The organism is Methylobacterium segetis, from assembly GCF_004348265.1.
In the GTDB taxonomy this organism is placed as follows: domain Bacteria; phylum Pseudomonadota; class Alphaproteobacteria; order Rhizobiales; family Beijerinckiaceae; genus Methylobacterium; species Methylobacterium segetis.
Genome location: NZ_SMNT01000035.1, coordinates 1 through 25,879, shown reverse-complemented (window position 1 = coordinate 25,879; position 25,879 = coordinate 1). Strand labels below are relative to the sequence as shown.

Below are 25,879 nucleotides of genomic sequence, written 5' to 3'. Positions count from 1 at the left end.
GCCTAGGCGACGCTCCGCTCGATCTGCTCCTCGTCGCAGATCACGCCCGCCGTGCCCTCGAACTCCGCGGCCGAGTCCGCGGCGGAACGTGCGACAGCCGGGCGGGCCTGGTCGGGGGCGAAGGTCGACAGGAAGCAGCGCATGACGTGGCGCACGCCGGCATCGTTGATGCTGCGCTGGTCCTCGTCGTAGTAGCGCCCGGCATTCACGTTGCTCGCAACAAGGTCGTAGGACGGGAAATAGACGAGGCGCGGATCGGCGATGGCGCAGGCCTCGCCCGCGCCTGCTCTTAAAACGGACTTCGAATAGTTGTTCGCGATCATCACGTGCTGGGGCAGGTAGGTCGCGATGATCGGCACCGGCGAGACCGTCACGATGACCCGCGCAGAGGGGTTCACGCTCCACAGCCGGTCGAGGAGGCCGCGCAGGTCGGCCGCGACCTCGCCCGCGGTGACGTTCACGAACTCGTAGTGATCGCGATCAAAGGTCCCACCCGCGACCCCGGGCGCGAGCGGCAGCGCGGCCCCGTCGCTCCGGCAGCGGAAGCCCTCCGTGAGGCCGAGGGTGATCACGAAGACGTCGAGGGTCTCGAACATCCGGCGCACCGCCGCGAAATGTCCCTCGCGCGCGGCGATGACCGCCTCGGGGCTCTCGAAGCCGGCCGGCTCGACGGTGGGGCGGAACGGATCGACGAAGCGCCCGTCCTCCCGCTGCCAAGCCTTCAGCTCCGGCTCGAACAGGCCGAAGGCGCGGTCGAACAGCTGCGGAAACTGGCGCGACAGGTAGAGGTTGCCGTAGCGCGCCGTGAACAGGCCGAACTGGCGCGCCTCGGCCTCGGCCGGCCCGACCCCGTCCGGCGCGGCCTCGGTCACGTAGTAGTTGAAGCCCGCCGCGCGCAGGGCCTGCGCGACGCGCTGAGCGAAGCAGGACCCCCCGGTGGCGACCCGATCGTCCCGGGAGATCGCGAAGTCGGTGCGGGGCCGCGGATCGACCGCGAACGGCGCCACGCCGGCCACCGCCTTGCGCCAGAAACGCTCGGCCGGTAGATCGCTGTAGGGGTTCAACGCCATATCTCGGCCTCTTCAACTCCGCCTCGGGCGGCTGCATTCCGGCCGGCGACGGCGCCCGGACGTCCGCGATCCCACGAGCTCAGACCCGACGCATCACGTGGCCCTCTCGACCCTGCACCGGCGTGCGTTCAGAGCCGTCGGATTATCGGCACCATCCTGGGCGAAGCCGTGGCAAACCCGCCAGACGGCGACGGCTGGCCGTCGGGGGCCCAAGATCGCCGTCCTCGGCAATTGTCAAGCTCGAGCCATCGCGCAGGCGATGCGCCTCCTCGCGCCGGCGAGCGCGGTCGACCTCGTGCCCTTCGGGCGTCTGAAGCGAGATCACGGACATATCGACACGCTCGCGCGGGCCCTCGGAGCCTACGATCACGTCTTCGCGCAGCAATTCACGGCGGACCTGATCCCGGGCGGCGATATCCACGCGCTGCGCGCGGCCCGCCCCGGGATCGTCCTGTTCCCGACGATCGTGTTCACGGCCTTCCACCCCGACACGCTCTACGTCCTCGGTCGCCCGGAGCGCGGTCGTCCACACTTCGCGCCCTCGCCGATGGGGCTCTACCACTCGGCTCTGGCTCTCGCGGCGCACCGGCTCGGCCTCACCCTGCCGCAGGCGATCACGCTGTTTCGGGAGGAGGTCTTCGCGCCGCTCGGGTACCTTGATGTCTGGGACGCGGCTTCGCGCGAACTCCTGACGAGCGCGGCCGAGATCGGATTTCCCCTCGACCGGGAGATCCTGCGCTGGGCGCGGGCCGGCTCCTTCATGCACATCATCAACCATCCGAAGGCGATGGTCGTCGAGGACATCGCCCGCCGCCTCTTGGCGGAGAGCGGTCTCGCGCCGGAACCGGTCGCGGTCGCCGATTATCTCGGCGACGAGTTGATCCGCGACGTGGTCTGGCCGGTCTACCCGGAGGTCGCCGAGACGTTCGGCTTCACGGGCTCGTACCTGTTCAAGAACAAGCCCGTGGGAGGGGCCTTCCCGGCTCTGTTCGATTTGGAGAGCTTCCTGCGCGCCAGCTTCGCGATCTACGACGCGCAGCCCGGGGACGCGCTGCATTGCGCCCGGGTCGACGCTTGGCTCGCGACGCCGGAGATCCGCGCGCTGCTCGAGGCCGCGCGGGCCTGAATCCGCCCTGTTGCCGCTGCACCACAGCCGCGCCGCGAACGGCGCCCTTTCTCCCCGGCGCCGCAGCCGCGCCCCATTCCGCGGGTGAGACCTTGCCGCCCGGACGACGCCGAAGGTGCGCGGAAACACATCCGCCGCATCCGGGGGATGTTCGATACGCACCGTCAAGGTTGACGGAACATTCGCTTAACCCGCTCGGCCTTAGAACAGAGCCATCAGGAGTGCGGAGACCGCCTCGAAGACCGCAGCCGGCCTTCGGCGCCGCCCGAGGAGAACGACCATCATGCTCAAGACCGCGCGCAACCGCGTGCTCCCGCTCGCCGCGGTGCTCGCCGCCGCGCTCAGCGTCGCAGCCTGCAGCAACGACAAGGACCTCGCCGACGCATCCGCCTTCGGGGCCGGCGCCGCGACGCCGGGCAGCGCCCAGGACTTCGTGGTGAACGTGGGCGACCGCGTCTTCTTCGAATCGGACTCGACCGACCTGACGCCCACCGCCACCGCCACGCTCGACAAGCAGGCCGCCTGGCTGCAGCGCTATCCGCGCTTCACGTTCCTGATCGAGGGCCACGCGGACGAGCGCGGCACCCGCGAGTACAATTTCTCGCTCGGCGCCCGCCGCGCCCAGGCCGTGAACGACTATCTCGCCTCCCGCGGCATCGCGAGCGGGCGCATCCGCACCGTCTCCTACGGCAAGGAGCGGCCGGTCGCGGTCTGCAACGACATCTCGTGCTGGTCGCAGAACCGCCGCGCCGTCACCGTGCTCGACCGCGGCGCCGGCTCGTAGCCGCGGTCGCCGCATTTTTGCCGCCGCGCGGCGCATCTGATAGTGCGGGCGCGCCGCGGATCTCGCGGCGCACCATCGCTGCAACGATCGGCCCAAGCCATGTTTCGCCGCCTCCTGCTCGCGCTCAGCCTCAGCCTGCTTCTCGCCCTCCCGGCGGCGGCGCAGGACGCTTCGGAGTTCGTGGTGCGCCTCAACCGGCTGGAGAACCAGTCGCGGATGATGGCGGGGCAGATCGAGACCCTCCAGTACGAGAACCGCCAGCTCAAGGAGCAGCTGCGCAAGTTCCAGGAGGACGTCGAGTTCCGCCTGCAGGAGGGCAAGGGCGGCGGCGGCAAGCCCGCCGGGGCCGCGCCCGTGAACGGCGCCAACCCCGGTGCGGGGAAGCCCCAGAAGCGCGGCGACGCCTTCGACCCGGACCAGAATCCCGGAAGGCCGGGCGCGCCGCAGCAGCTCGGCACCACGACGCCCACCGCGCCCTCCGCGCCCATGGCGGTGCAGGCCGCACCCGTTGCGCCGGCGCGCCTGCCCGCGGCCGCCATCGACGCGGGCGAGGAGGCGGAGAGCGAGGGGACGGCACCGGATTACGACGCGCCGGTCGACCTGACCCCGCCTTCGCGCATCGGCACCACCGGCGCCCTCCCGCCGGCCGCGCGGCCGAAGGCCAGCGTCGCGGCGACCGGCAGCGGCGACGCCAAGGGCGATTACGAGGTGGCCTACGCCTACATCCTCCAGCGCCAGTATGAGCAGGCCGAAATGAGCCTGCGCCAGTTCATCCAATCGCACCCGCGCGACGGTCTGGTGCCCGCGGCGACCTTCTGGCTCGGAGAGAGCTATCTCCAGCGCAACCGCAACCGCGAGGCGGCCGAGCAGTTCCTGAAGGTCTCGACCGACTACGCGCGCTCGCCCCAGGCCCCCGAGGCGATGCTCAAGCTCGGCGCCTCTCTTCACGCCCTCGGCGCACGCGAGCAGGCTTGCGCGACGCTCGCCGAGCTGGAGCGGAAGTTCCCGAGCGCCTCCGCCAATGTCCGCCAGGGCGTGACCCGCGAGCAGAAGCGCGCCCGCTGCGCCGCCTGAGCATGTCGCGCACCTGTGGCCGGCGCCTGCCGCGCCGCGCCCCGTCGCCAGCGACACGATTCGAAAGCGCGAGCGAGGCGGCGTAGAGTTTCGTCGTGCCCGACGCCCCGCCCGATCCCCCGGCCTTATCTCGCGAGACAGATGGCCGATGCGCGCCGAGCGATCGCTCGGCGAGTCCGCACGATATGCGCGCCGACCGCGATCGCCGGATCGCCGCGGCCCTGGAGCCGGCTCTCGCCCACGGGACGGCCGCGATCCTCGCGGTCTCGGGCGGCCCGGATTCCACGGCCCTCCTGCACGCCGCTGCCACCCTGGCGCCGGGGCGGCTGCACGTCGCCACCATCGACCACGGCCTGAGGCCGGAATCGCGCGCCGAGGCGGTCGCGGTGGGCGCGGCGGCCGGCAGGCTCGGCCTGCCGCACCGCATCCTCGCGTGGGACAATGCGGCGCGCCCGGCCGCAGGCGTCCAGGCGGCAGCTCGCGCCGCCCGCTACCGGCTTCTCGCGGGTCTGGCGCGGGAGGTCGGGGCCGACCGCATCCTGACGGGCCACACCCTCGACGATCAGGCCGAGACGGTCCTGATGCGGCTGATCGCGGGAAGCGGCCTCGCCGGTCTTTCGGGGATGCGGGTCGAGCGGGACCTCGCGCCGGGCTTGCGCCTCGTCCGCCCCTTCCTCGCGATCCCCAAGGCCGATCTCGTCGCGTGGTGCGAGGCGCGGGGCATCGGCTTCCTCCGTGACCCCTCGAATGCCGACGACCGCTATGCCCGCGCCCGCCTGCGCCGCCTTCTGCCCGATCTGGCCCGCGAGGGGCTCGACGCGAGCCGCCTGGCCCGCTTCGCGGAGCGCGCGGCCCGGGACGAGGCGGCCCTGCGGCGCGCCGCCGACGAGGGCTTCGCGGCTGCGCGCGCAGCCGGCGAGGCGCTCGGACTGCGCCTCGACGGCGCGGCGCTGCTCGCCCAGCCCGAGGCGGTGACGCTCCGGCTGATGGAGCGCGCCGTCGATGCGGCGGGAGGGGAGGGGCCGCACCGCCTGGAACGGCTGGAGCGGCTGACCTTCGGGACGGTGCTGCCCGCCCTCAGGGCCGGGCGGACGGCGCGAGGCACGCTTCGCGGTCTCGTCGTCACGGTGGGACGGGACGGCACGGTCACCCTCACGCGGGCTCCGCCGCGGCGGCGCGGGGCCGCGACGACCGGGGCACCCGAACCGCCTTCCGAGTTACTTGGCAAGGGGGGTCCCGCCACCTACATTGGCCCGGAGTGCGAGGATGATCCCCCCGTCATGGGCAAGGGGTCCGCGGCAGGGGGCCCGCACTCGCCAAGGATTGATCGATGAACCCGAACTTTCGGAATTTTGCCCTTTGGGTCGTCATCTTTCTCCTCGTCCTCGCGCTCGTGACCCTGTTCCAGACCCCGGGTCATCGCGGCGGCGGGAGCGAGATCGCCTATAGCCAGCTCCTGAACGACGCCGATGCCGGCAAGATCCAGTCCGTGGTCATCTCGGGCCAGGATGTCAGCGGCACCTATGTCGGCGGCGGCAACTTCACGTCCTACGCCCCGAACGATCCGAGCCTCGTCTCGAAGTTGCAGGGCAAGGGCGTGCAGATCACGGCGCGGCCCCCCTCCGACAACACGCCCTGGTTCATCCAGCTCCTGGTCAGCTGGCTGCCGATCCTCGTTTTCATCGGCGCCTGGATCTTCCTCTCGCGCCAGATGCAGTCGGGCGCGGGCCGGGCCATGGGCTTCGGCAAGTCGAAGGCCAAGCTGCTGAACGAGGCGCATGGGCGTGTCTCGTTCGACGACGTGGCCGGCGTCGAGGAGGCCAAGGAGGACCTGCAGGAGATCGTCGAGTTCCTGCGCGACCCACAGAAGTTCCAGCGGCTCGGCGGCCGCATCCCGCGCGGCGTGCTGCTCGTCGGCCCGCCCGGCACGGGCAAGACGCTGATCGCCCGCGCGGTCGCCGGCGAGGCGAACGTGCCCTTCTTCACGATCTCCGGATCGGACTTCGTCGAGATGTTCGTCGGCGTCGGCGCGTCCCGGGTGCGCGACATGTTCGAGCAGGCCAAGAAGAACGCGCCCTGCATCATCTTCATCGACGAGATCGACGCGGTCGGCCGCCATCGTGGCGCCGGCCTGGGCGGCGGCAACGACGAGCGCGAGCAGACCCTGAACCAGCTCCTCGTTGAGATGGACGGATTCGAGGCGAACGAGGGCGTGATCATCATCGCGGCCACGAACCGCCCGGACGTGCTCGACCCGGCGCTGCTGCGTCCCGGCCGGTTCGACCGTCAGATCATGGTGCCGAACCCGGACGTCACGGGCCGCGAGCGGATCCTGCGCGTGCACGTGCGCAAGGTTCCGCTGGCGCCCGACGTCGACCTCAAGACGATCGCCCGCGGCACGCCCGGCTTCTCGGGCGCGGACCTGATGAACCTCGTCAACGAGTCGGCGCTCCTCGCGGCGCGGCGCGGCAAGCGCATCGTCACGATGCACGAGTTCGAGGATGCCAAGGACAAGGTCATGATGGGCGCCGAGCGGCGCACCCTCGTGATGACCGAGGACGAGAAGCGCCTCACCGCCTACCACGAGGGCGGCCACGCCATCGTGGCGCTGAACGTGCCCGCGACCGATCCCGTCCACAAGGCGACGATCATCCCCCGCGGCCGGGCGCTCGGCATGGTCATGCAGTTGCCGGAGCGCGACAAGCTCTCGATGAGCTACGAGCAGATGACCTCCCGGCTCGCGATCATGATGGGTGGCCGTATCGCCGAGGAGATGATCTTCGGGCCCGAGAAGGTGACCTCGGGCGCGCAGTCGGACATCGAGCAGGCGACGCGGCTGGCTAAGATGATGGTCACGCGCTGGGGCTTCTCCCCCGAGCTGGGCACCGTCGCCTACGGCGACAACACCGACGAGGTCTTCCTCGGCATGTCGATGGGGCGGCAGCAGACCGTTTCCGAATCGACCGCCCAGAAGATTGACGCGGAGGTGCGTCGCCTCGTGGAGCAGGGTCTCGAGGAGGCGCGCCGCATCCTCGGCGAGCGCAAGGACGATCTCGAGGCTCTGGCGCAGGGGCTCCTCGAATACGAGACGCTCTCGGGCGAGGAGATCCGCAACCTCATCAACGGACGGCCCCCCGTGCGCGACGGCGGCGACGTTCCGCCGACGCCCGCCCGTGGCTCGCCGGTGCCGACCGCCGGGCGCGGCCGCCCCCGCGAGAACGATGGCAGCCTGGAGCCTCAGCCTCAGGCCTGAGCCTCTCCGGACCCGATCACGAGAGGGCGCCCCGTTCAGGGCGCCCTCTCTCGTTTCGCCCCACTTCAACCGTGTTTGCGGGCGAACGGCTCCTCCCGGAGAGTTACGATTCACTACCCCGGAATCTCGTCGCCCCGCGCCGTGCGAATGCTGGTATCGTGGCGGCCAAGATCTCTGTGGACGATCGGAGACGCAGGTGCGCAAGTATTTCGGGACGGACGGCATCCGGGGCCGCGCGAACGGCGTCATCACGCCGGAACTCGCCCTCAAGGTGGGTCAGGCTGCGGGCCTCGTGTTCCAGCGCGGCGACCACCGGCACCGTGTCGTCATCGGCAAGGACACCCGTCTCTCCGGCTACATGATCGAGACGGCCCTGGTGGCGGGCTTCACCTCCGTCGGCATGGACGTTCTGCTGCTCGGCCCGATGCCGACGCCGGCCGTCGCGATGCTGACGCGCTCCATGCGCGCCGATATCGGCGTCATGATCTCAGCCTCGCACAATCCCTTCGAGGATAACGGTATCAAGCTGTTCGGCCCGGACGGGTTCAAGCTCAGCGACGAGGTCGAGCACGCCATCGAGGCGCTGATCGACGGGGAGTTGCACAAGCGGCTCGCGCCCTCGCAGGAGCTCGGGCGGGCCAAGCGCATCGAGAGCGTGCACGCCCGCTACATCGAGTTCGCCAAGCGGACGCTGCCGCGCCACGTCACGCTCGACGGCCTGCGCGTGGTGGTCGATTGCGCCAACGGCGCGGGCTACCGCGTGGCGCCGGAGACCCTGTGGGAGCTCGGGGCCGAGGTCATCTCGATCGGCGTCGAGCCCGACGGCTTCAACATCAACCGCGACGTCGGCTCCACGGCGCCCGGCGCCCTCGTCAGCAAGGTGCGCGAATTGCGCGCCGATGTCGGCATCGCGCTGGACGGCGACGCGGACCGGGTGATCATCGTCGACGAGAAGGGCCAAGTCGTGGACGGCGACCAGTTGATGGCCGTCGTCGCCCGCTCCTGGAAGGAGGACGACCGCCTCACCCAGCCCGGCCTCGTCGCGACCATCATGTCGAATCTGGGCCTGGAGCGGTATCTCGGCGGCATCGGCCTGACGCTGGCGCGCACGGCGGTCGGCGACCGCTACGTGCTGGAGCACATGCGCGAGCACGGCTACAACCTCGGCGGCGAGCAATCCGGCCACATCATCATGTCGGATTATGCCACGACCGGCGACGGCCTCGTGGCGGCGCTCCAGCTCCTCAGTGTGGTCAAGCGGCAGGAGCGCCCGGTGAGCGAGGTCTGCCACTGCTTCGATCCGCTGCCGCAGATCCTCAAGAACGTCCGCTATCGCTCGGGCGAGCCCCTGCGCCAGGAGGCGGTGGTGACGGCGATCGAGAACGCCCGCGAGCGCCTCGGCAATGCGGGCCGTCTCGTGATCCGGCCCTCGGGCACAGAGCCGGTGATCCGCGTCATGGCCGAAGGGGACGACCGCAGCCTCGTCAACGAAGTGGTGGACGAGGTGGTCGACGCCGTGACCCGGGTCGCGGCCTGACGAGCGCGCCTCAGGCCGGCTCGTAGGCGGCGACGAGGGCGGGCGGCGCGGTGTGCCGCCACGCCGCGAGCAGCGCGCCGCGCAACGTGTCCTCCTCCGCCTCGGCGAGATCGAGATTCGTCCAGCCCCGGCGCCCCCAGGCGCCGTCGACCGGCGAGAACAGGTGGGGCTCTGCCTCGACGAGCATCGCCTGATGCGCGGGCGACAGCCGCAGGACGGTCCGCTCCTCCTCGACCCAGAGCGTCGCGTAGATGCGGCCGCCGACCCGGAAATCGGGGTTGCCCCTATGGGCGCCCTCGATCGTCTCGGGCAGCATCAGTGCCAGCGCGCGCACGTCTTCGGGCAGCACCGGCGATGCGCCTCAGAGGCGCGGCTCGGCCGAATCCGGCCACGCGGCATCCTGATGCTCGCGGATGTCGCCCGGAGCGGCGCCGGTATCCGAGTCGGAGACCCAATCCTCGGGTTCAGCCACGGCCTCGACCGTGTCGTCGGGATAGTGCGCCTCCAGGAAGAGGCGGGCCTCGCCCTCGGCGGCCGCGCGGACCGTGATCAGGGGTCGCTCGCCCTCGGGCGACCGGAGCCGGGCGATGAACAGGCGCGTCATGGCGTCTCGCTTCGAAATCTCGGGGCCGGCTTGAACGCGGCCGCGCATCCGGCGAGCCAACGCGCGACGGGCCGCTTCGTCGCGCCCGCACCCGATATTCGCCCCATCCCTCCCGCCTTCGGCAGGGTCGGCAACGGTCCCGCAAGGATAAGATTTAACGTTAAGCGCGGTTTAAGACCTTTCAGCCAAAGTCCCTTCGTCATCCGAGCCGGCACAGCAAGATTCCGGCACACGTCCCAGTGAAGGAAAACTTATGGCCCGCTCCAAGCTTCAAGCCTTGGCGCGCTCCCTCACGCTCGTCGCGAGCGTCGGCGCGCCCTGCCTCGCCCAGGCCGCGGATCTGCTGCCCCCTCCGCCCCCGCCTCCGGTTGCGCCCCCCGTCGAGGTCGGCGGCGGCTGGTACCTGCGCGGTGACGTCGGCGCGAGCGCCTACGCGAACACGACGTACACGGCCTACGGCGAGACCAAGGGCGCGACGATCTACGACGAGAGCTATCGCAACACCGGGATGGGTGGCGGCGCCTTCGCCGGCGTCGGCGTCGGCTACCAGTTCAACAACTTCTTCCGCGGCGACGTGACCGGCGAATACCGGTTCTCGAATGGCATCGAGGGAACGCGCCGCTACGAGACCGAGGGCACCTACACCAACTTCAACCCGACCGGGCCGGACACGCAGGTCAACCTGCGCTCGCGGACCGACGACGATTCGAAGGCGCGCTTCGACTCCGTGGTCGTGCTGGCCAACGGCTATTTCGACCTCGGCACGTGGTACGGCGTGACGCCGTTCGTCGGCGGCGGCGTCGGCGTCGCCTTCAACACCCTGTCGGGCGCCAAGACCGATGCCCGCCGCACCGAGCCGACGATCGCCTACTGCATCGACGCCTGCGGCAACTTCCTCCCCTACGCCGTGCCGGGCGCGTACTCGACCCGTACGGACCGCTACGACTACAAGGACAAGACCACGACCAGCTTCGCCTGGGCGCTGCATGCCGGTCTCGCTTACGACGTGACCTCGAACTTCAAGGTTGAGCTGGCCTACCGCTACCTCAACCTCGGCTCGGCCAAGACTGGCCTCGGCGAGAGCTACTGCTGCTCGGGCATCGGCGGCTACAAGGTGAAGACCCTCGAGGCGCACGACGTGAAGCTCGGCGTCCGCTACCTGCTCGGCGGCTACGCCGCGGCTCCGCTGCCGCCGCTCATGGCCGATTACCAGCCGGCCCCGGGACCGCTCGTCCGCAAGTACTGAGCGCAGCTCCCTACTCATCGAACTCGAACGGCGCGGATCGGATCCGCGCCGTTTTCGTTTGGGCGAGACATGACGACGGCGGTCGACCCGGCAATATTTGCCGATCAAAGAAACACCTGCGCTTCGACGGCCATGAACCAACATGGTTGGCGTCTTCGATCCAACAGGACTGCACCATGATCTTTTACGGGAAGCGGAATTACTCCGCGTGAAACGGAGCATTAAGGTTACTGGCGTATCAATGCCTCATGGGGGCTGCAGATCGAGTCGCGTTGCTGCCCCGGGGGATGACTTCGATGCGTACCGTCACCGTCTCGGTCCTGTTGGCCCTTGGCCTGTGCGGAATCTCGGGGGCGCAGGCCGCCGATCTCGACTACGGCATATTGCGCGGGCCGGAATACGACGCGCCCGTACCGGTGATCGATTGGGGCGGCATCTATTTTGGCGCGCATGCCGGCTACACATCGGCCGCCCTCGGCTACCCGAACCGGTTCGGCGACATCACGTCGAACTGGCGTGGTAAATACCCGTTCGACGCGTACATCGTGGAAGCCTCGAACCTCTCGGGCACGATGTATCTCCCGAGCGCACGCCGAGACGGGACATCGTTCGGCGGGTTCGCAGGCATCAACTACCAGTTCGACGAGATCGTCGTCGGCGTGGAGGCGGATTATACGGCGTTCGGTACCGCCGGCGTCAGCACCTATGATCGGCCAATGTTGAGCGACCGCACCCTCACGCTCACGAATGCGGCGGCGACGCGGGTCGAAGATTACGGCACCCTGCGGGCACGCGTCGGCTACGCGCTCGGGCAGTTCCTGCCCTTCGTGACCGCTGGCGGCGCGATCGGCCGCGCCCAGATCAAGGAGCACGTCCTGCTCACCTCCGCCGGATCGTCGACCCCGATTTTCGATATCTACAACAAGGGCTTCGGTTCGGACGTGATCAGCACGACAAACCGGCCTTACGCCAAGACCAAGGTCGTCGGTGGCTTCACCCTCGGCGGCGGCCTGGAATATGCGCTCACGCAGAACATTATCCTGCGCGGCGAATATCAGTACGTGCTCTTCAACGATTTCGACGGGCACAAGGCCAATCTCAACACCGTGCGCGGCGGCGCGGCGGTGAAGTTCTGAGCGTACCGGATCCGCGGGAAGGGGACGTGATGGCCATGACGAGCGGATCGCCCGCACTTCGCACGCTGCTGATGATCGGCGCTCCTCTGGGCTTTGGCGCGATGCTCCTCGCCGCGTCGTGGCAGCCGGTCGCGGCCGATGGCTACCGGCCGATCGAGCGGTCCGCATCCGGGAGGCACGTCATGCGCCGGCAGGGGCGCCCGCTTCCGCCCGAGATAGCCTATCGGGATCCGCGCTACCGCCCACCCGTCGTGGCCGGCCCGCCCGTGATCGTGCGCGCCTATCTGCCGCGGAACAACGCGGTGCCCATGTACAACGAGCCGCCCGCCCGCTTCCCGGAATAGCCTCAGCTGTCGAGCTCGCTGTCCCAGTACAGGTAGTCGAGCCAGGTGTGGTGGTATTGCCGGTGGTCGAATTCGGGCTGCCGATGGTGCAGCTCGTAGCGCGTCGGCCGGCGCGGCGCGTTGAGGAGCGGCATCTCGGCCTCGGACGGCGTCCGGTTCGCCTTGCGCAGGTTGCAGGGGGAGCAGGCGGCGACCACGTTCTCCCAGGTGGAGAGGCCGCCGCGCGAGCGCGGCACGACGTGGTCGAAGGTCAGGCCGCCCGCGGGCAGGCGCAACCCGCAATATTGGCAGGAAAACCCGTCCCGCAGGTAGATGTTGTAGCGCGTGAAGGCCGGTGTCCGGGCGAGCGTGACGTAATTTTTCAGGGCCACCACGCTCGGAACCCGCAGCGATCGGCTCGGGGAGCGGGCCTCGACATCGTAGCTCGCCACCAGGGTCACGCGGTCGAGGAACAGGGCGGTGAAGGCGTCCTTCCAGGACCAGAGCGAGAGCGGATTGTAGGAGAGCGGCCGATAATCCGCGTTCAGGACGAGGGTTTGAAGGTCCATCATCAGCGCTACTCTCGGAACGGCTGCTGCAAGGGACAACGCGCGGGAATCGGCCGGCGCGCTGCCCCGAAGTGATGAAAGACGGCAGACCTCCTGCCGCGATGGCGACGCGATGCCTGGAGGCGGCCGGCGGGCGCGTCCGACCTGTGGCGGTCCCGGCCGGCGGGGCAAGCTCTCGGAACGGGGGACGGGACGGGCGTCGGCCGCTCGCGGCGGCCGCTATGGGCACTGACGCCCAGATTCTGGCGGGGCTGAACGCGGAACGCCGTCAGCGCCACCTCCTCGCGAAGAAACGAAAAGGCCCTGTCCATCGGCCCTGAGTGTAATATCAGCGTGACACGGTTGTGAAGGTTCGCGCTCGATCCGCGACGACGCACCCACAGGTGCCACGCGGGAGCCCTGCGGTCGCCGCGCCGCTTCCCGGCGAGCAGGCGGGTGGGCAGGGCGGTCCTTTCCCGTTAAGGATCGGCCACAACGATCAGACCCGCCCCGCGACGCGGCCATCATGGCCCGCCGCGCGCTGCCCGCCCGCTCGGCCCCGGGGCCGCGAGGCCGTGCCCGACCGGTGACCCCGGTGCGCGGCGCGCATCGAGAAAGGACGCTCATGAGCCGAAGCCTGCCGACCCGCAGCCCGCGCCTCGCGACGCTCACCGCCGTGCTCCTCGCAGCTCTGCTCGCCGCTCCCGTCTCCGCGCCCGCACAGACATCGGCCCCCGCGCCGGCCGTTGAGCAGGCCAAGCCGCAGCCCGGGGCCAAACCCGAGCCCTCCAAGCCCGAGTCCTCCAAGCCCGACTCTTCCAAGCCCGACTCTTCGAAAACCGCGGACCCGAAAGCTGGAGAGGCGAAACCGGCCGAGGCGAAACCGGCGGAGGCCAAGCCCGCGCCGCCGAAGCCCGAGATGTCGGAGGCGCTCAAGGCCGTGCGGGCGAAGCTCGATACGGCCAAGGCCGACCTGAGCCAGCGCGAGAAGGAGCTGGGACGCCAGAATCTCACCGCCATCGACCTCGCTCGCCTGCGCGACGGCCTGACGCCCGTGGCCGACGAGATCCGCACCATCGTCGACCGGCTCGATACCCCCCTGGAAGCCGCCCGCGAGCGCCTGACCCAACTCGGGCCGAAGCCGAAGGACGTGGAGGAAAGCGCCGAGGTGATGCAGGAGCGCGTGGAGCGGGAGGCCGCGGTCGCGCGTATCGACGAGACCCAGCGCCTCGCCCGCTCGCTGCTCGTCCAGAGCGACCAGATCGTCGACCGGATCTCGAATCGGCGCCGCGAATCCTTCACCCGCGGGCTGTTCGAGCGCTCCCAGGGCCTGCTCACGCCGACCCTGTGGAGCCGGGTTGCCGCGGACATGCCCCGCGACATGCGGGCGCTGCAGAGCGCCCTCTCGGACATTCTCCTCCTGTTCGGGCGCAACGGCACGCTGGCGAACCTGCTGCTGCTCGGCATCGCCTTCGGCGTGTCGGTCGCCCTGTATTTCGGGCGTCGCAACATCGCGCCGCGCTTCGGGCGGCGCGACCAGACGAAGAACGATCCGACGCGACGCCAGAAGCTGCTCGGCGCGTGGCGGGTGATCCTGCTCGGCACGGTGCCGGCGGTGGTCGGCAGCTACGCCGTCTACTACGCCCTCGACGCCACCGACCTCCTGCCCTCCCGCCTGCTGCCGGTCGCGGGCGCGATCCTCGGCGGGCTCGCCTTCATCGCCTTCGTCGAGGCGCTCTGCGACGGCCTGCTCTCGCCGGACAAGCCGTCCTGGCGCCCGGCGCCCGTGAGCGACGCGGCCGCCGCCCGCGTCCGGCGCCTCGCGGTCGGCATCGCCACCGTGATCACGGTCACGAAGTCGATCGAGGCCCTGAATTCCGGGATCTCGGCGGCGCTCCCCATCTCCATCGCCACCCGCGGCATCGGCGCCCTCGCGATGGTTCTGATCCTCGCGATCGGCCTGCACCGCTTCGCCGACCGCGAGGAGGAGGAGGAAGCCTGCCTCGGCCCCTACGTGCCGACCCGCACCACGACCGGCGTCGGCGGCCCGGCGCGGCTGATCGGCTGGGCCGCGGTCGGCCTCATCGGCGCCGCCGATCTCGGCGGCTACGTCGCCTTCGCCGCCTTCCTCATCGACCAGCTCGTCTGGACGACGAGCCTGCTCGTGCTCCTCTACCTCCTGATCCAGAGCGCCGACACCTTCATCGGCGGCTCGCTCAGCGACGACACGCGGCTCGCGACGACGCTCCAGGCCAATACGGGGCTGCGCAAGCGCTCCCTCAACCAGATCGCGGTGCTGGCCACCGGCGCCTCGCGCGTCGTGCTGATCCTGCTCGTCGCGCTCCTCGCGCTCGCGCCCTGGGGGCTCGATTCCACCGACGTGCTGAGTTCGGTGCGCACCGCCTTCTTCGGCTTCAAGGTCGGCGACGTCACCATCTCGCTCTCCTCGATCACCTTCGGCATCGGCATCCTGATCCTCGGCGTCGTGATCACCCGCGCGGTGCAGCGCTGGCTGGAGCACACCTACCTGCCCGCCACCGACCTCGATGCCGGCCTGCGCAACTCGATCTCGACGGTCAGCGGGTATTTCGGCTTCCTGCTCGCGCTCGCGCTCGCCTTCTCGTATCTCGGCCTGAGCCTCGAGAAGCTGACCATCGTCGCCGGCGCGCTCTCGGTCGGTATCGGTTTCGGCCTGCAATCGATCGTCAACAACTTCGTCTCGGGTCTGCTGCTCCTCTGGGAGCGCCCGATCCGCGTCGGTGATCAGGTGCTGATCGGCGACAGCGAGGGCATCGTGAAGCGGATCTCGGTGCGCTCCACGGAGATCCAGACCTTCGACCGATCGGCCGTCATCGTGCCGAACTCGAACCTGATCTCGGGCGTGGTCAAGAACCGGGTCCGCGGCGACCGGACCGGCCGCGTCACTCTCACCGTCAGCGTGCTGCGCAACCAGGACCCGGTCCGGGCGGCGGAACTCATCGTCGGCTGCGCCCGGGAGCATGCGGACGTGCTGAAGGAGCCCGAGCCCCGCGTCGTGTTCCGCAAGATCGGCGACCCGTTCCTGGAATTCGAGCTGATCGCCATGATCTCCGACGTCAGCCTCGGCCAGAAGGTGCAGACGGACTTGAACTTTGCGGTCTTCAGAACCTTATCGGAGGCCGGCTTCATCCCACCGCTCGGACCCGGCTCCAGCGTCGTGACGGTGCAGGGCCTCGACGGGATGCAGAACGCCCTCGGCGAGATCGCGGGCCGCTTCGTCCGGCCGGACTCCGAGCCGGAGACGGCGCGGGACGCGGCACCTTTACCCGAGGAACCGGTCCGGTCCGCGACGCCGCGGGACCTGAGCCGGCGAAGCGTGGGCACGGTTGGCTGAGGCAGGGACGACGGACGGGGATGAGGGGCGTGGAACGGGTGCGTGATCTCGGTTTCGTGGCGGCCATCCTCGCCACTTTCGGCCTTGCGGGCTGCGCGGGCGAGCCGCAGGCGACCTCCGCCCTGCCGAGCCTCTACTGGCCGCTCACGACCAACACCGCGCAACTCGACACGAACGCGGCCCGCGACATGATCTCGGCCTATCGAAGGGGGCGTGGAGAGGCACCGCTGACCCTCGACCCGGACCTGCAGCGCCTCGCCGAGACCGAGGCCGCGGCGATGGCGGCGGCCGACCGGCCGAGCAAGGCGCAGACGGTGAAGGTCGCGGTGGAGCGCCTCGGCTACGACAAGGCGAACGCCAACCTCTCGGCCGGTTACCACACCCTCGCCGAAGCCTTCTCCGGGTGGCGCGACAGCCCGCCCCACAACGCGGTGATGCTCGACGCCAGCGCGACGCGCATGGGCATCGCCACGGCCTACGCGCCGAACTCGAAGTACAAGGTCTATTGGGCGCTGCTCGTCGCCAAGTGACGCTTCACGGACGGCGCGTCACGGCAGGCCGCGGCCGGCCGGCGTCGGTGGCGCTTCCTTCAGGAGCGTGACCGTCACGCGGCGATTGGCCGGCAGGAAGGGATTGTCCGGAAACAGCGGCTCGGTATCGGCCTTGCCGCTGACCGAAGCGAAGCGGTCGTCGGGAACGCCCGCGCCCGCCAGGATCTCGCGGACGCTGATCGCGCGGTTCGCCGAGAGCTCCCAGGGCGGGGCAGGTGGCCGGTTGCCCGGCCGGTCGCTCGCGGTGAAGCCGGTCACGGCGATCCGGTTCGGCAATTGCCGGAGCGCGGGAGCGAGCTTCTCCAGAAGACGGCGGGTCCGGTCGTTCGGCCGGCTCGATCCCTCCGGGAACATCGAGCGCCCGTCCTGATCGACGATCGTCACGTCGAGGCCCTTGGCGGTGGGCGCGATGATGATGTTCTTCGAGATTTCGGCGACCTCGGGCATGTCCTGCAGCGCCTGCCGCAGCGAGGCCGCGGCGAGCCCGAAATTCTCGACCTCGCCCCGGTCGGAGAGGCCGCTCTCGACGGTCTGGTCGATCCGCGGCGGCGTCGTGCGGTCGCTCGCGCGCTCGGGCGGCACGTCGCGCAGGTAGCGGACCCGGTCGGCGGTCGGCAGGCCCGTCTGCTCGATGATGCCGGCGAAGCGCGATTCCTTGTTGACGCCGAAGGCGTCGCGCATCGAGCCGGCGACCGCCTGCATCTTCTTCTGATCCTGCGTCGAATACGCCGCGATCATCACGAAGAAGCTCATCAGGAGCGCCATCAGGTCGGCGAAGGTCACGAACCAGCCGTGGCCGCCATGCGCGCCGCCGCGCTTCTTCTTGGCCACCGGACAGCCCTCCTAGCGGCCCGCCGCGCTCACGCTGCGGCCTCGGCGAGTTCCTCGCGGTGATTGTGCGGCAGGTAGGCGATCAGCATCTCGCGCACGAGGGACGAACTCTTCTGGTCGCGGATCAGCAGGATGCCGTCGATGATGAGCGAGCGGGAGACGTCCTCCTCCTCGAGCTTCACGTGCAATTTGTCGGCGAGCGGCAGGGTGATCATGTTGGCGATCAGCGCCCCGTAGAGGGTGGCGAGCAGCGCCGTCGCCATGGCGGGGCCGAGCTTCGAGGGATCGGACATGTTGGCGAACATGGTCACCATGCCGAGGATGGTGCCGATCATGCCCCAGGCCGGTGCGCAATCGCCGAAGGCGCGATAGATCTTCGAGCCCTCGTCGAGATGCATCAGGAAGTTGTCGCGGTCGCGCTCCATCGTGTCGCGGATGAATTCGCGGTCGTAGCCGTCGGCGATGTAGCGGGCGCCCTGCGCCAGGAACGGGTCCGAGATCTCCATGTTCTCGAGCGCCATCGGCCCGCTCTTGCGCACCACGTCGGCGATCTTGGTGATCTCGTCGATGAGGTCGCGCGGCTTCACCGAGCGCATCGTGAAGGCGAAGCGCAGGCCCATCGGCAGGCCGTGCATGATGGTCGAGAAGGGGAACCGCATCATCGTGGCGGCGGTCGCGCCGCCGAAGATCACGATGACGGCGTGCTTGTCGAAATAGGCGGCGAAGTTGCCGCCGTCGATCATGATCAGCACGAACACGACGGCGAAACCGCCGATCAGGCCGACACCGGTTGCGAGATCCATGACGACGATGCCTGACGGTAAGCCCGCGCCGTCCCTTCGGGACAACGTCGTCCCCATAAGTAGGGAAACGGGCTGAACGAACCGTAAAAGTGGCGACGATGGCCTTTACCGTGGCCCGTCCGTCTGGGAATGATTTCGGGCGCTCCGCGTCATGCGGCGTTCAGGCAGGATCTGCCATAAGCCACTCTACCCCGGACGGTTTCCAGCCTTCTTCCAGGCTGCGGAGCGCCGGGGCGCGCACGGCGAAGGACCGGGGTCACACCGGCCGCGTCGGGAGGTTTTCGGAGCTCGGGATGTCGATGTTTCGTCTCTATGGACGGGTGATGGGCCTTCTCGGCCCGGACAAGCGCCTCGCGATCGGCCTCGCCGTCGCGAACGTGGCCCTCGCGGTCGCGGCCTTCGCCGAACCGCTGCTGATGGGCCGCATCATCGACCAGCTGACCCATCTGAGCCGCAACGCCGACGCGTTCGGCACGCTGGTGCCGCTGATCGGCGCCTGGGTCGCCTTCGGCTTCTTCACGATCGCGGCGGGCGTCGCCATCGCCCTACACTCGGACCGGCTCGCCCATCGCAGCCGCCTCTCCACCATGGCGAACTACTTCGAGCACGTGCTCGACCTGCCGCTCGCCTTCCACTCGGCCAACCATTCCGGCCGCGTCCTCAAGGCGATGCTGGAGGGCACGAACGGCATGGCCTGGCTCTGGCTCGGCTTCTTCCGCGACCATTTCGCGGCCCTGGTCTCGCTCGGCGTGCTGCTGCCGCTGACGCTGTTCGTGAACTGGCAGCTCGGCTCGATCCTCGTCGTGCTGGTCGTCGTCTTCACGGGGCTGACCACCTTCGTGATGCGCCGCACGGAGGCGCTCCAGGGCGAGGTCGAGCACTATCATTCGGGCCTCGCGGCGCACGCCTCGGACGCGCTCGGCAACGTCGCGGTCATCCAGTCCTTCACCCGCGCCAAGGCGGAGAAGGAGGCGATGCACGGCATCATCCACAACCTGCTGAAGGCCCAGATCCCGGTTCTGTCCTGGTGGGCGCTCGCCGCGGTCGCGACGAAGGCCTCGGCGACCATCACCATGACGGCGATCTTCATCACCGGCATCGCCCTCTACCAGGCCGGCTCGACCACGGTCGGCGAGGTCGTCGCCTTCATGAGTCTCGCCACGATGCTGGTGGCGCGCCTCGACCACGTCGTCTCCTTCGTGAACGGGCTGTTCCAGCAGGCGCCGAAGATGGCCGAGTTCTTCGAGATCCTCGACACGGTGCCCGCCGTCCGCGACCGGCCGAACGCGCGGCCGATCGCGCGGCTCGACGGCGAGGTCAGCTTCGAGGAGGTCGGCTTCTCCTACGACGGCCGCCGCCCGGCCCTCGACGGCGTGTCCTTCACGGCGCGGGCCGGGGAGACGGTGGCGCTCGTCGGCACGACGGGCTCGGGCAAGTCGACCACGCTCGGCCTGCTGCACCGGACCTTCGACCCGGATGCGGGCGCGATCCGCATCGACGGGACCGACATCCGCGAGATCGGCCTCGCCTCCCTGCGCCACAATATCGGCGTCGTGTTCCAGGAGCCGATGCTGTTCGCCCGCTCGATCCGCGAGAACCTGCAGGTGGGCCGGCCGGACGCGACGGATGCCGAGATGCTCGACGCGCTGGAGCGGGCGCAGGCCAGCGAGTTCATCGCCCGCCAGCCCGACGGGCTCGACACCGTCATCGGCGAGCGCGGCCGTTCGCTCTCGGGCGGCGAGCGCCAGCGGCTCTCGATCGCGCGGGCACTCCTGAAGAACCCGCCGGTCCTCATCCTCGACGAGGCGACGAGCGCCCTCGACGCGGCCACCGAGCGCAAGCTGCAGACGGCGCTGGAGGCGGTGATGGAGGGGCGCACGACCTTCGTGATCGCGCACCGCCTCGCCACGATCCGCAACGCCGACCGGATCCTCGTCTTCCACGAGGGGCGGATCGTCGAGAGCGGGAGCTTCGACGCGCTGGTGGCGGAGGGCGGGCGCTTTGCGGAGCTGGCGCGAGCCCAGTTCATGGCCGCCGAGAGCGAGCCGGCGGAGATGGCGCTCGCGGCCTGATCCCGATCACCGTGCGATCACCGTTCGGCGCCCCTCCGCGTAGATCGCGATCATCCCGGCGACCCGAGACAAAACGGCCCGCCTCCCTTTTGGGAAGCAGGCCGGGCAAGGTGGAAACATCGCATGGAGCATGGGGCCAAGTCGCCGAACCGACGTTCGGTTCCCGCCCCGGCGCACGCGATCGTACGATGCGGCCGGGCGGGGCGCCCGTCCGGAGCGGGGGACGGAAGGCTCAGAGCATCGCCGCCCGCTCGTGCTTGGCCTGCATCCGGGCCTGAAGCCGCCGGCGCTTGGCGGCGATCACGGTGCCGTTGATCTCGCCGCCGAACAGGAACATGGCCGCGAGCCAGTAGAGGAAGACGAGGAACACCATCGCCGTGGCGAGGCCCCCGTAGGTGGAGGCGTAGGCCGAGGAGAAGCGGTCGAGGTAGAAGCCGAAGCCGAGGCCGGCCAGGAACCAGAGGGCGAGCGTCACCGCGACCCCCGGCAGCACGGACCAGAGCGAGCGCCGGCCGGCCGCCACGAATTTGTGGGCGATGACGAGCACCGTCATGATCAGGAAGGCCGTCACGCCGATCCGCCCGATCGCGACGGTGAGGCTGAGCGGCTCCAGCCCGGGGGCGACGTTGATGAGGTTGCGCCAGATCAGCGGCCCGAGCACCACGAGGAGCGCGAAGGCGAGCATCGCGAAGGCGCCGCAGACCACGTAGCCGATCGATTCGAGGCGGGTCAGCCACCAGGGCCGCATCTCGCGCAACCCGTAGGCCCGGTTGAGGCCGACCCGCAGGCTCTCGACGCCGGAGGACGAGAAGTAGAGGGCGAGCACGGCGCCGAGGGTGAGGACGCCGCCGCGCTGCTCGGTCAGCACCCGGTGCATCTCGTTGACGATGGGCTTGGCCACCTCGCGGGGCCACGCGTCGAAGATCAGCACGCCGGCCTCGTCGGCCAGCGACTTCGTGCCGAACAGGCCGGCAACCGCCGCCAGCAGGATCAGGAACGGGACCAGGGAGGTCAGCATCGAGAGCGCGATGTGGCTCGCGATGGCCCAGCCGTCATGGGCGACGAACCGCTGCGCGGCGATCCCGGCCACTTCGAAGCTGGTGCGGAGGCGTCTCACGGCGGGAAGCGGTCTCGGGAGGGCGGGCCGGTGCGGAATGCCGGCCGGATACGAAGAGCGCGGATCCGGTTCGTCAACGCGTCAGGCGGCAGGCGGCGCCGTTCGTCGGTCAGGTGACGATTTCGGGCAACGCCGCCGAAAGTCGCGCCCGGCCCGGCAGCGGCGCGACGGGCGGGGGGAGGGCGGCTGCGCGGCGGGGTGACAGGCAGCGGGGAACGTGCGTTCTCTGCAGCATGGATGCCGAGCATGCGGAAGACTGGCCCGTCGGCGATGGGGAGATGGCCGCCCGCATCCGCGCGCACGATTGGGCGAGGACGCCGCTCGGCCCCATCCCATCCTGGTCGAGCCGGCTCAAGCTGATGGTCGAGCAGGTGCTGGCGAGCCCGCTCGTGGCGAGCCTCGTCTGCCGGCCGGACCACATCCTCATCTACAACGATCCCGCCGCCCGCCTCTACGGGGCGCACCACCCCGCCGCCCTCGGGCGGCCCCTGCCCGAAACCTGGCCCGAAGCCTACCCGGCCGTCGCCCACCATTACGAGCGGGTCTTCGCGGGCGAGAGCGTGCATGTGCCGGCCCAGGCGCTCGCCGTGAGCGGACCGGGGCAGGTGTTCGACGCCTATCTCAGCCCCGTGCGGGACGCCAGGGGCTGCGTCGTCGCCGCCCACATGATCGGCTTCGAGATCAGTGGGCGGCTGCGGGCGGAGGCGGCCTTGCGCGCGAGCGAGGACCGGCAGGCCTTCCTGCTCAGGCTCAGCGACGCGCTGCGGCCGCTCTCGGACCCGGTCGCGGCGCAGGGCGTCGCGTGCCGGCTGCTCGGCGAGCATCTCGGGGTCGATCGGGCCTGGTACGTCGCGGTGGACGAGGCGGACGGCATCGCGCGGGTCGAGCGGGATTGGGTGCGCGACGGCGCGCCGTCTCTTTCGGGCGAGCATCCCGTCGCGCGCTTCGCGTGGTCCCTCGACATCCTGCGCGGCGGGGCGTGCCACGCCGTGGACGATGCGCGGACCTCCCCGCTCGTCGCGGCAGTGGACCGGCCGGCGCTCGCGGCGCTCGAGATCGTCTCCTGCGCGGGAGCCCCCCTGATCAGGGATGGCGGCTTGGAGGGCGCGCTCTGCGTCACGGGCTCCGCCACGAGGCCATGGCGCCCCGACGAGATCGAGCTTCTGCGCGAGGTGGCCGAGCGCCTCTGGGCCGCCATCCAGCGCGCGCGGGCCGAGGCGGCGCTCCGCGACAGCGAGGAGCGGTTCCGGCAATTCGCCGCCTCCTCGTCCGACGCCCTCTGGATCCGGGAGGCGGCGACGCTGGCGATGGAATATGTCAGCCCGGCCATCCGGACGATCTACGGCGTGGAGCCGGAGGCGATCCTCGGCGATCCGAAGCGCTGGGCCGGGCTCATCGTGCCCGAGGACCGCGACGCCGCCATCGCGCATCTGGAGCAGGCCCGGCGCGGCGAGGCGGTGACGCACGAGTTCCGCATCCTGCGCCCGAGCGACGGCGCCTTCCGCTGGGTCCGCGACACGGATTTCCCGCTCCTCGACGCGGCTGGCCGGGTCCAGCGCGTCGCCGGCATCGCCGAGGACGTCACCGAATCCAAGCAGGCGGCCGAGCACCAGTCGGTGCTGCTCCTCGAATTGCAGCACCGGGTGCGCAACATCCTGGTCATGATCCGCTCCATCGCCGCCCGCACCGGCGAGACGGCGGGCGACGTGGGCGATTACCGCGACCTGCTCGAAGGGCGCCTGCGGGCGCTCGCCCGGACGCAGGTGCTGCTGACCCGGGCCGCCAATGCCGGCGTCGATCTCGCCTCGCTGATCCGCGCCGAGGTGGAGGTTCAGGCCGCGCGGGAAGGCCAGTTCACGCTCGCGGGGGCCGGGCTGCTTCTGGCGCCGAAGGCCGCCGAGGTGCTGACGCTCGCGGTGCACGAACTGGCGACGAACGCGCTGAAATACGGCGCCTTCGCGCACGCAGGCGGGCGCCTCGCCGTCGCGTGGCGCGTCGCCCAGGCGGAGGACGGGCCCCGCCTGCTCTTCGACTGGGTCGAGACGGGAGCGCCCGCGCCCCTCGTGCCGCCGCAGCGGCAGGGCTTCGGAACGACGCTCATCGAGCAGCGTATCCCCTACGAGCTGAAGGGACGGGGCCGCCTCAGCTTCGAGCCGGACGGCCTGCGCTGCCGCCTGGAATTCCCGCTGCGGCAGGGCGACAGCATCCTGGAAACGGACACCGTCGTTCTGAGCACGACGATCGCGGGGGGATCGCTGGACATGGCGGGCGAGGCGGACCTCAGCGGATGCAGGGGCTTGGTGGTCGAGGATGATTACTACATCGCGACCGACACCGAGCGCGCCCTGCGCGGGGCGGGGGGCACGGTGCTGGGGCCGGTCGGGAGCGAGGATCAGGCCCTGGGCCTGATCGCCCGCGAGGCGCCGGATTGCGCGGTGGTGGACATCAATCTCGGGGCGGGGGTCCGCTTCTCGGTGGCCGAAGCCCTGCAGGAGCGCGGCGTGCCCTTCGTGTTCGTGACGGGCTACGACGACGTGATGATCCCGGCCCGGTTCGACGCCGTCGAGCGCCTGCGCAAGCCGGTCGAGTTCCGGCAGGTCGTGCGGGCCGCGGCCCGGCTGTGCGCGGCCTGAGAAGACCCGCTATCGCGTGCAGGCCGCCCATGGTGATACCGGCGCGGAATCCCGCGCCGGCATCGATCCGTCCGAGGCTGACCGAACGACGTTAGTTGTTCGGCAGCGTGAAGACGGTGAGCTGACCGCCGAGATTGGTGTAGCTCGTCAGCGCCGCGTAGCCGCCGACCGCGCCGAGACCGGCATTCGGATCGGTCAGGCCCGCCGCCAGGCCGATGCCGGCCCAGCCGCCGACACCCGACAGGATGCCGACATACTGCTTGCCCTTGTGCTGGTAGGTCATCACGTTGCCGATGATGCCCGACGGGGTCTTGAACTTGTAGAGTTCCTTGCCCGTCTTCGAGTCGACCGCCTTCAGGTAGCCCTCCAGCGTGCCGTAGAAGACCACGTCGCCGGCCGTGGCGAGCGCGCCGCCCCAGGCGGAGAACTGCTCCGGGTTCGACCACTTGATCTTACCGTTCACGCCGTCCCAGGCGATGAAGTTGCCCATGCCGCCATGCGAGTTGGGGGCCGGGTACATCGACAGGGTCGCGCCGACATAGGGCTGGCCCGGGGTGTAGGTCACCTTGAAGGGCTCGTAATCCATGCAGACGTGGTTGGTGGGCACGTAGAACAGCTGCGTCTTCGGCGAGTAGGCCGCGGGCTGCTGGTCCTTCGAACCGAGGGCGGCCGGGCAGATGCCCTTCGAGTTCACGTCCTCGCCGTTCTGCTCGGTCGAGTACTTCGACACGACCAGCGGGCGGCCGTAGGTCTTCGAACCCTTGTCCATGTCGACCTTGGTGGCCCAGTTCACCACCGGATCGAACTTCTCGGCCACCAGCAATTCGCCGGTCGCGCGGTCGAGGGTGTAGCCGAAGCCGTTGCGGTCGAAATGGGTGAGCAGCGGGCGATCCTTGCCGTCGACCTTCTGGTCGGAGAGGATCATCTCGTTGACGCCGTCGAAATCCCACTCGTCGTGCGGGGTCATCTGGTAGACCCAGCGCGCCATGCCCGTATCGGCGTCGCGGCCCCAGATCGTCATCGACCAGCGGTTGTCACCCGGACGCTGCTTCGGGTTCCAGGTCGAGGGGTTGCCCGAGCCGTAATAGACGAGATTCAATTTCGGATCGTAGGAGTACCAGCCCCAGGTGCAGCCGCCGCCCGTCTTCCACTGATCGCCTTCCCAGGTCTTCAGCGAGGAATCCTTGCCGACCGGCTTGCCGAGATGGGTCGTCTTCTCCGGATCGACCAGAAGCTGATCGTCGGGGCCGACCGAGTAGCCGCGCCAGACCTTCTTGCCGGATTTCAGGTCGTAGGCGGTGACGTGGCACTGCACGCCGAACTCGCCGCCCGAGATGCCGACGATGACCTTGTCCTTCACCGGCAGCACGGTGGCGGTGTTGGTCTCGCCCTTCTTCGGGTCGCCGTTGACGACCGACCAGTTCACCTTGCCCGACTTGGCATCGAGCGAGACGAGGGTGGTGTCGGCCTGGTGCAGCAGGATGGCGCCGTCGGCATAGGCCAGGCCACGGTTGACCGTGTCGCAGCACATGACCGGGATCACGGACGGGTCCTGCTTGGGCTCGTACTTCCAGACGATCTTGGCGTCGTGGTCGAGGTCGAGCGCGTAGACGATGTTGGGGAAGGGGGTGTGCACGTACATCATGTTGCCGACGACGAGCGGGGAGCCCTCGTGGCCGCGCAGCACGCCGGTCGAGAAGGTCCAGGCGACCTGGAGGTTCTTGACGTTGCCGGCGTTGATCTGGTCGAGCTTCGAGTAACGGGTGTTGGCGTAGTCAACCGTCTGAAGCACCTGCTG

At 69.7% G+C, this 25,879-nt stretch carries 21 protein-coding genes; 13 read left to right on the top strand and 8 right to left on the bottom strand.

Annotation, left to right across the window (positions count from 1 at the left end; genetic code table 11):
- Positions 1 to 2 precede the first annotated feature (2 nt).
- Positions 3 to 1,070, bottom strand: a complete 1,068-nt coding sequence (locus tag E1J50_RS11195) for a GSCFA domain-containing protein (protein WP_132253523.1) — start codon at positions 1,068 to 1,070, stop codon at positions 3 to 5.
- Positions 1,071 to 1,167: 97 nt separating this feature from the next.
- On the opposite strand from E1J50_RS11195, the gene E1J50_RS11190 reads away from it, so the two are divergent.
- The 6 genes from E1J50_RS11190 to glmM all read left to right on the top strand — a co-directional run bounded on the left by E1J50_RS11190 (position 1,168) and on the right by glmM (position 8,844).
- The gene (locus tag E1J50_RS11190; RefSeq protein WP_132253520.1) at positions 1,168 to 2,196 is read left to right on the top strand and encodes a WcbI family polysaccharide biosynthesis putative acetyltransferase; all 1,029 of its coding nucleotides are present in this window, start codon (positions 1,168 to 1,170) and stop codon (positions 2,194 to 2,196) included.
- Positions 2,197 to 2,479: 283 nt separating this feature from the next.
- On the top strand, positions 2,480 to 2,980 hold the full coding sequence (gene pal, locus E1J50_RS11185) for a peptidoglycan-associated lipoprotein Pal (RefSeq protein ID WP_132253518.1): 501 nt from the start codon (positions 2,480 to 2,482) through the stop codon (positions 2,978 to 2,980).
- A gap of 99 nt (positions 2,981 to 3,079) precedes the next feature.
- The gene (gene ybgF, locus E1J50_RS11180) at positions 3,080 to 4,054 is read left to right on the top strand and encodes a tol-pal system protein YbgF (protein WP_132253516.1); all 975 of its coding nucleotides are present in this window, start codon (positions 3,080 to 3,082) and stop codon (positions 4,052 to 4,054) included.
- Positions 4,055 to 4,239: 185 nt separating this feature from the next.
- Entirely contained in the window at positions 4,240 to 5,388 is a 1,149-nt protein-coding gene (tilS, locus tag E1J50_RS11175; RefSeq protein ID WP_132253514.1) for a tRNA lysidine(34) synthetase TilS, read from the top strand.
- Entirely contained in the window at positions 5,385 to 7,307 is a 1,923-nt protein-coding gene (ftsH, locus tag E1J50_RS11170; protein ID WP_132253511.1) for an ATP-dependent zinc metalloprotease FtsH, read from the top strand. Before tilS ends, ftsH begins: the two co-directional genes overlap by 4 nt.
- A 196-nt stretch (positions 7,308 to 7,503) precedes the next feature.
- Positions 7,504 to 8,844, top strand: a complete 1,341-nt coding sequence (glmM, locus tag E1J50_RS11165) for a phosphoglucosamine mutase (protein WP_132253509.1) — start codon at positions 7,504 to 7,506, stop codon at positions 8,842 to 8,844.
- Positions 8,845 to 8,854: 10 nt separating this feature from the next.
- Here the strand turns inward: glmM and E1J50_RS11160 are convergent, their stop codons facing one another.
- Together E1J50_RS11160 and E1J50_RS11155 are read right to left on the bottom strand one after the other, a co-directional pair.
- Entirely contained in the window at positions 8,855 to 9,193 is a 339-nt protein-coding gene (locus E1J50_RS11160) for an MmcQ/YjbR family DNA-binding protein (RefSeq protein WP_245516531.1), read from the bottom strand.
- A 12-nt stretch (positions 9,194 to 9,205) separates the two neighbouring features.
- Complete coding sequence (locus tag E1J50_RS11155; protein ID WP_132253507.1) at positions 9,206 to 9,448, bottom strand: hypothetical protein; 243 nt, start codon at positions 9,446 to 9,448, stop codon at positions 9,206 to 9,208.
- A gap of 253 nt (positions 9,449 to 9,701) precedes the next feature.
- Between E1J50_RS11155 and E1J50_RS11150 the strand changes: the two genes are divergently transcribed.
- The 3 genes from E1J50_RS11150 (at position 9,702) to E1J50_RS11140 (ending at position 12,174) form a co-directional block, all read left to right on the top strand.
- A complete protein-coding gene (locus E1J50_RS11150) occupies positions 9,702 to 10,694 on the top strand; it encodes an outer membrane protein (RefSeq protein ID WP_132253504.1) in 993 nt (330 codons plus the stop codon).
- 296 nt (positions 10,695 to 10,990) lie between these two features.
- Positions 10,991 to 11,830 (top strand): outer membrane protein, encoded by an 840-nt coding sequence (locus tag E1J50_RS11145; protein WP_132253502.1) that lies wholly within the window; start codon positions 10,991 to 10,993, stop codon positions 11,828 to 11,830.
- 29 nt (positions 11,831 to 11,859) lie between these two features.
- Positions 11,860 to 12,174: a hypothetical protein gene (locus tag E1J50_RS11140; RefSeq protein ID WP_132253499.1), complete on the top strand. Its 315-nt coding sequence runs from the start codon at positions 11,860 to 11,862 to the stop codon at positions 12,172 to 12,174.
- Between the two features lie 2 nt (positions 12,175 to 12,176).
- Here the strand turns inward: E1J50_RS11140 and E1J50_RS11135 are convergent, their stop codons facing one another.
- A complete protein-coding gene (locus E1J50_RS11135; protein WP_132253497.1) occupies positions 12,177 to 12,725 on the bottom strand; it encodes an HNH endonuclease in 549 nt (182 codons plus the stop codon).
- 601 nt (positions 12,726 to 13,326) lie between these two features.
- Between E1J50_RS11135 and E1J50_RS11130 the strand changes: the two genes are divergently transcribed.
- Positions 13,327 to 16,074: a DUF3772 domain-containing protein gene (locus tag E1J50_RS11130; protein WP_245516530.1), complete on the top strand. Its 2,748-nt coding sequence runs from the start codon at positions 13,327 to 13,329 to the stop codon at positions 16,072 to 16,074.
- A 20-nt stretch (positions 16,075 to 16,094) separates the two neighbouring features.
- Complete coding sequence (locus E1J50_RS11125; RefSeq protein WP_132253492.1) at positions 16,095 to 16,604, top strand: CAP domain-containing protein; 510 nt, start codon at positions 16,095 to 16,097, stop codon at positions 16,602 to 16,604.
- An 18-nt stretch (positions 16,605 to 16,622) separates the two neighbouring features.
- Here the strand turns inward: E1J50_RS11125 and E1J50_RS11120 are convergent, their stop codons facing one another.
- Together E1J50_RS11120 and E1J50_RS11115 are read right to left on the bottom strand one after the other, a co-directional pair.
- Positions 16,623 to 17,456, bottom strand: a complete 834-nt coding sequence (locus tag E1J50_RS11120) for an OmpA/MotB family protein (RefSeq protein ID WP_132253490.1) — start codon at positions 17,454 to 17,456, stop codon at positions 16,623 to 16,625.
- Positions 17,457 to 17,485: 29 nt separating this feature from the next.
- Entirely contained in the window at positions 17,486 to 18,259 is a 774-nt protein-coding gene (locus E1J50_RS11115; RefSeq protein ID WP_132253488.1) for a motility protein A, read from the bottom strand.
- A gap of 293 nt (positions 18,260 to 18,552) precedes the next feature.
- Here E1J50_RS11115 and E1J50_RS11110 point away from each other — a divergent pair, with 293 nt between their 5' ends.
- Positions 18,553 to 20,331 (top strand): glucan ABC transporter ATP-binding protein/ permease, encoded by a 1,779-nt coding sequence (locus tag E1J50_RS11110; RefSeq protein ID WP_132253486.1) that lies wholly within the window; start codon positions 18,553 to 18,555, stop codon positions 20,329 to 20,331.
- A 232-nt stretch (positions 20,332 to 20,563) separates the two neighbouring features.
- Here the strand turns inward: E1J50_RS11110 and E1J50_RS11105 are convergent, their stop codons facing one another.
- Positions 20,564 to 21,448, bottom strand: coding sequence for a YihY/virulence factor BrkB family protein (locus E1J50_RS11105; RefSeq protein WP_132253484.1), 885 nt, complete (start codon positions 21,446 to 21,448; stop codon positions 20,564 to 20,566).
- Between the two features lie 278 nt (positions 21,449 to 21,726).
- Here E1J50_RS11105 and E1J50_RS11100 point away from each other — a divergent pair, with 278 nt between their 5' ends.
- On the top strand, positions 21,727 to 24,081 hold the full coding sequence (locus tag E1J50_RS11100) for a PAS domain-containing protein (RefSeq protein ID WP_132253482.1): 2,355 nt from the start codon (positions 21,727 to 21,729) through the stop codon (positions 24,079 to 24,081).
- A 91-nt stretch (positions 24,082 to 24,172) separates the two neighbouring features.
- On the opposite strand, the gene xoxF1 is transcribed toward E1J50_RS11100, so the two are convergent.
- Positions 24,173 to 25,879, bottom strand: a 1,707-nt coding sequence (gene xoxF1, locus E1J50_RS11095; RefSeq protein ID WP_132253480.1) for a lanthanide-dependent methanol dehydrogenase XoxF1, incomplete at its 5' end; no start/stop codon positions are given.

Bases quoted from the DNA above. Each gene is read 5' to 3' on its own strand.
- E1J50_RS11195 (WP_132253523.1), bottom strand. From the start codon at position 1,070: ATGGCGTTGAACCCCTACAGCGATCTACCGGCCGAGCGTTTCTGGCGC.
- pal (WP_132253518.1), top strand. From the start codon at position 2,480: ATGCTCAAGACCGCGCGCAACCGCGTGCTCCCGCTCGCCGCGGTGCTC.
- ybgF (WP_132253516.1), top strand. From the start codon at position 3,080: ATGTTTCGCCGCCTCCTGCTCGCGCTCAGCCTCAGCCTGCTTCTCGCC.
- tilS (WP_132253514.1), top strand. From the start codon at position 4,240: ATGCGCGCCGACCGCGATCGCCGGATCGCCGCGGCCCTGGAGCCGGCT.
- ftsH (WP_132253511.1), top strand. From the start codon at position 5,385: ATGAACCCGAACTTTCGGAATTTTGCCCTTTGGGTCGTCATCTTTCTC.
- E1J50_RS11155 (WP_132253507.1), bottom strand. From the start codon at position 9,448: ATGACGCGCCTGTTCATCGCCCGGCTCCGGTCGCCCGAGGGCGAGCGA.
- E1J50_RS11150 (WP_132253504.1), top strand. From the start codon at position 9,702: ATGGCCCGCTCCAAGCTTCAAGCCTTGGCGCGCTCCCTCACGCTCGTC.
- E1J50_RS11145 (WP_132253502.1), top strand. From the start codon at position 10,991: ATGCGTACCGTCACCGTCTCGGTCCTGTTGGCCCTTGGCCTGTGCGGA.
- E1J50_RS11140 (WP_132253499.1), top strand. From the start codon at position 11,860: ATGGCCATGACGAGCGGATCGCCCGCACTTCGCACGCTGCTGATGATC.
- E1J50_RS11135 (WP_132253497.1), bottom strand. From the start codon at position 12,725: ATGATGGACCTTCAAACCCTCGTCCTGAACGCGGATTATCGGCCGCTC.
- E1J50_RS11130 (WP_245516530.1), top strand. From the start codon at position 13,327: ATGAGCCGAAGCCTGCCGACCCGCAGCCCGCGCCTCGCGACGCTCACC.
- E1J50_RS11125 (WP_132253492.1), top strand. From the start codon at position 16,095: ATGAGGGGCGTGGAACGGGTGCGTGATCTCGGTTTCGTGGCGGCCATC.
- E1J50_RS11115 (WP_132253488.1), bottom strand. From the start codon at position 18,259: ATGGATCTCGCAACCGGTGTCGGCCTGATCGGCGGTTTCGCCGTCGTG.
- E1J50_RS11110 (WP_132253486.1), top strand. From the start codon at position 18,553: ATGTCGATGTTTCGTCTCTATGGACGGGTGATGGGCCTTCTCGGCCCG.
- E1J50_RS11100 (WP_132253482.1), top strand. From the start codon at position 21,727: ATGGCCGCCCGCATCCGCGCGCACGATTGGGCGAGGACGCCGCTCGGC.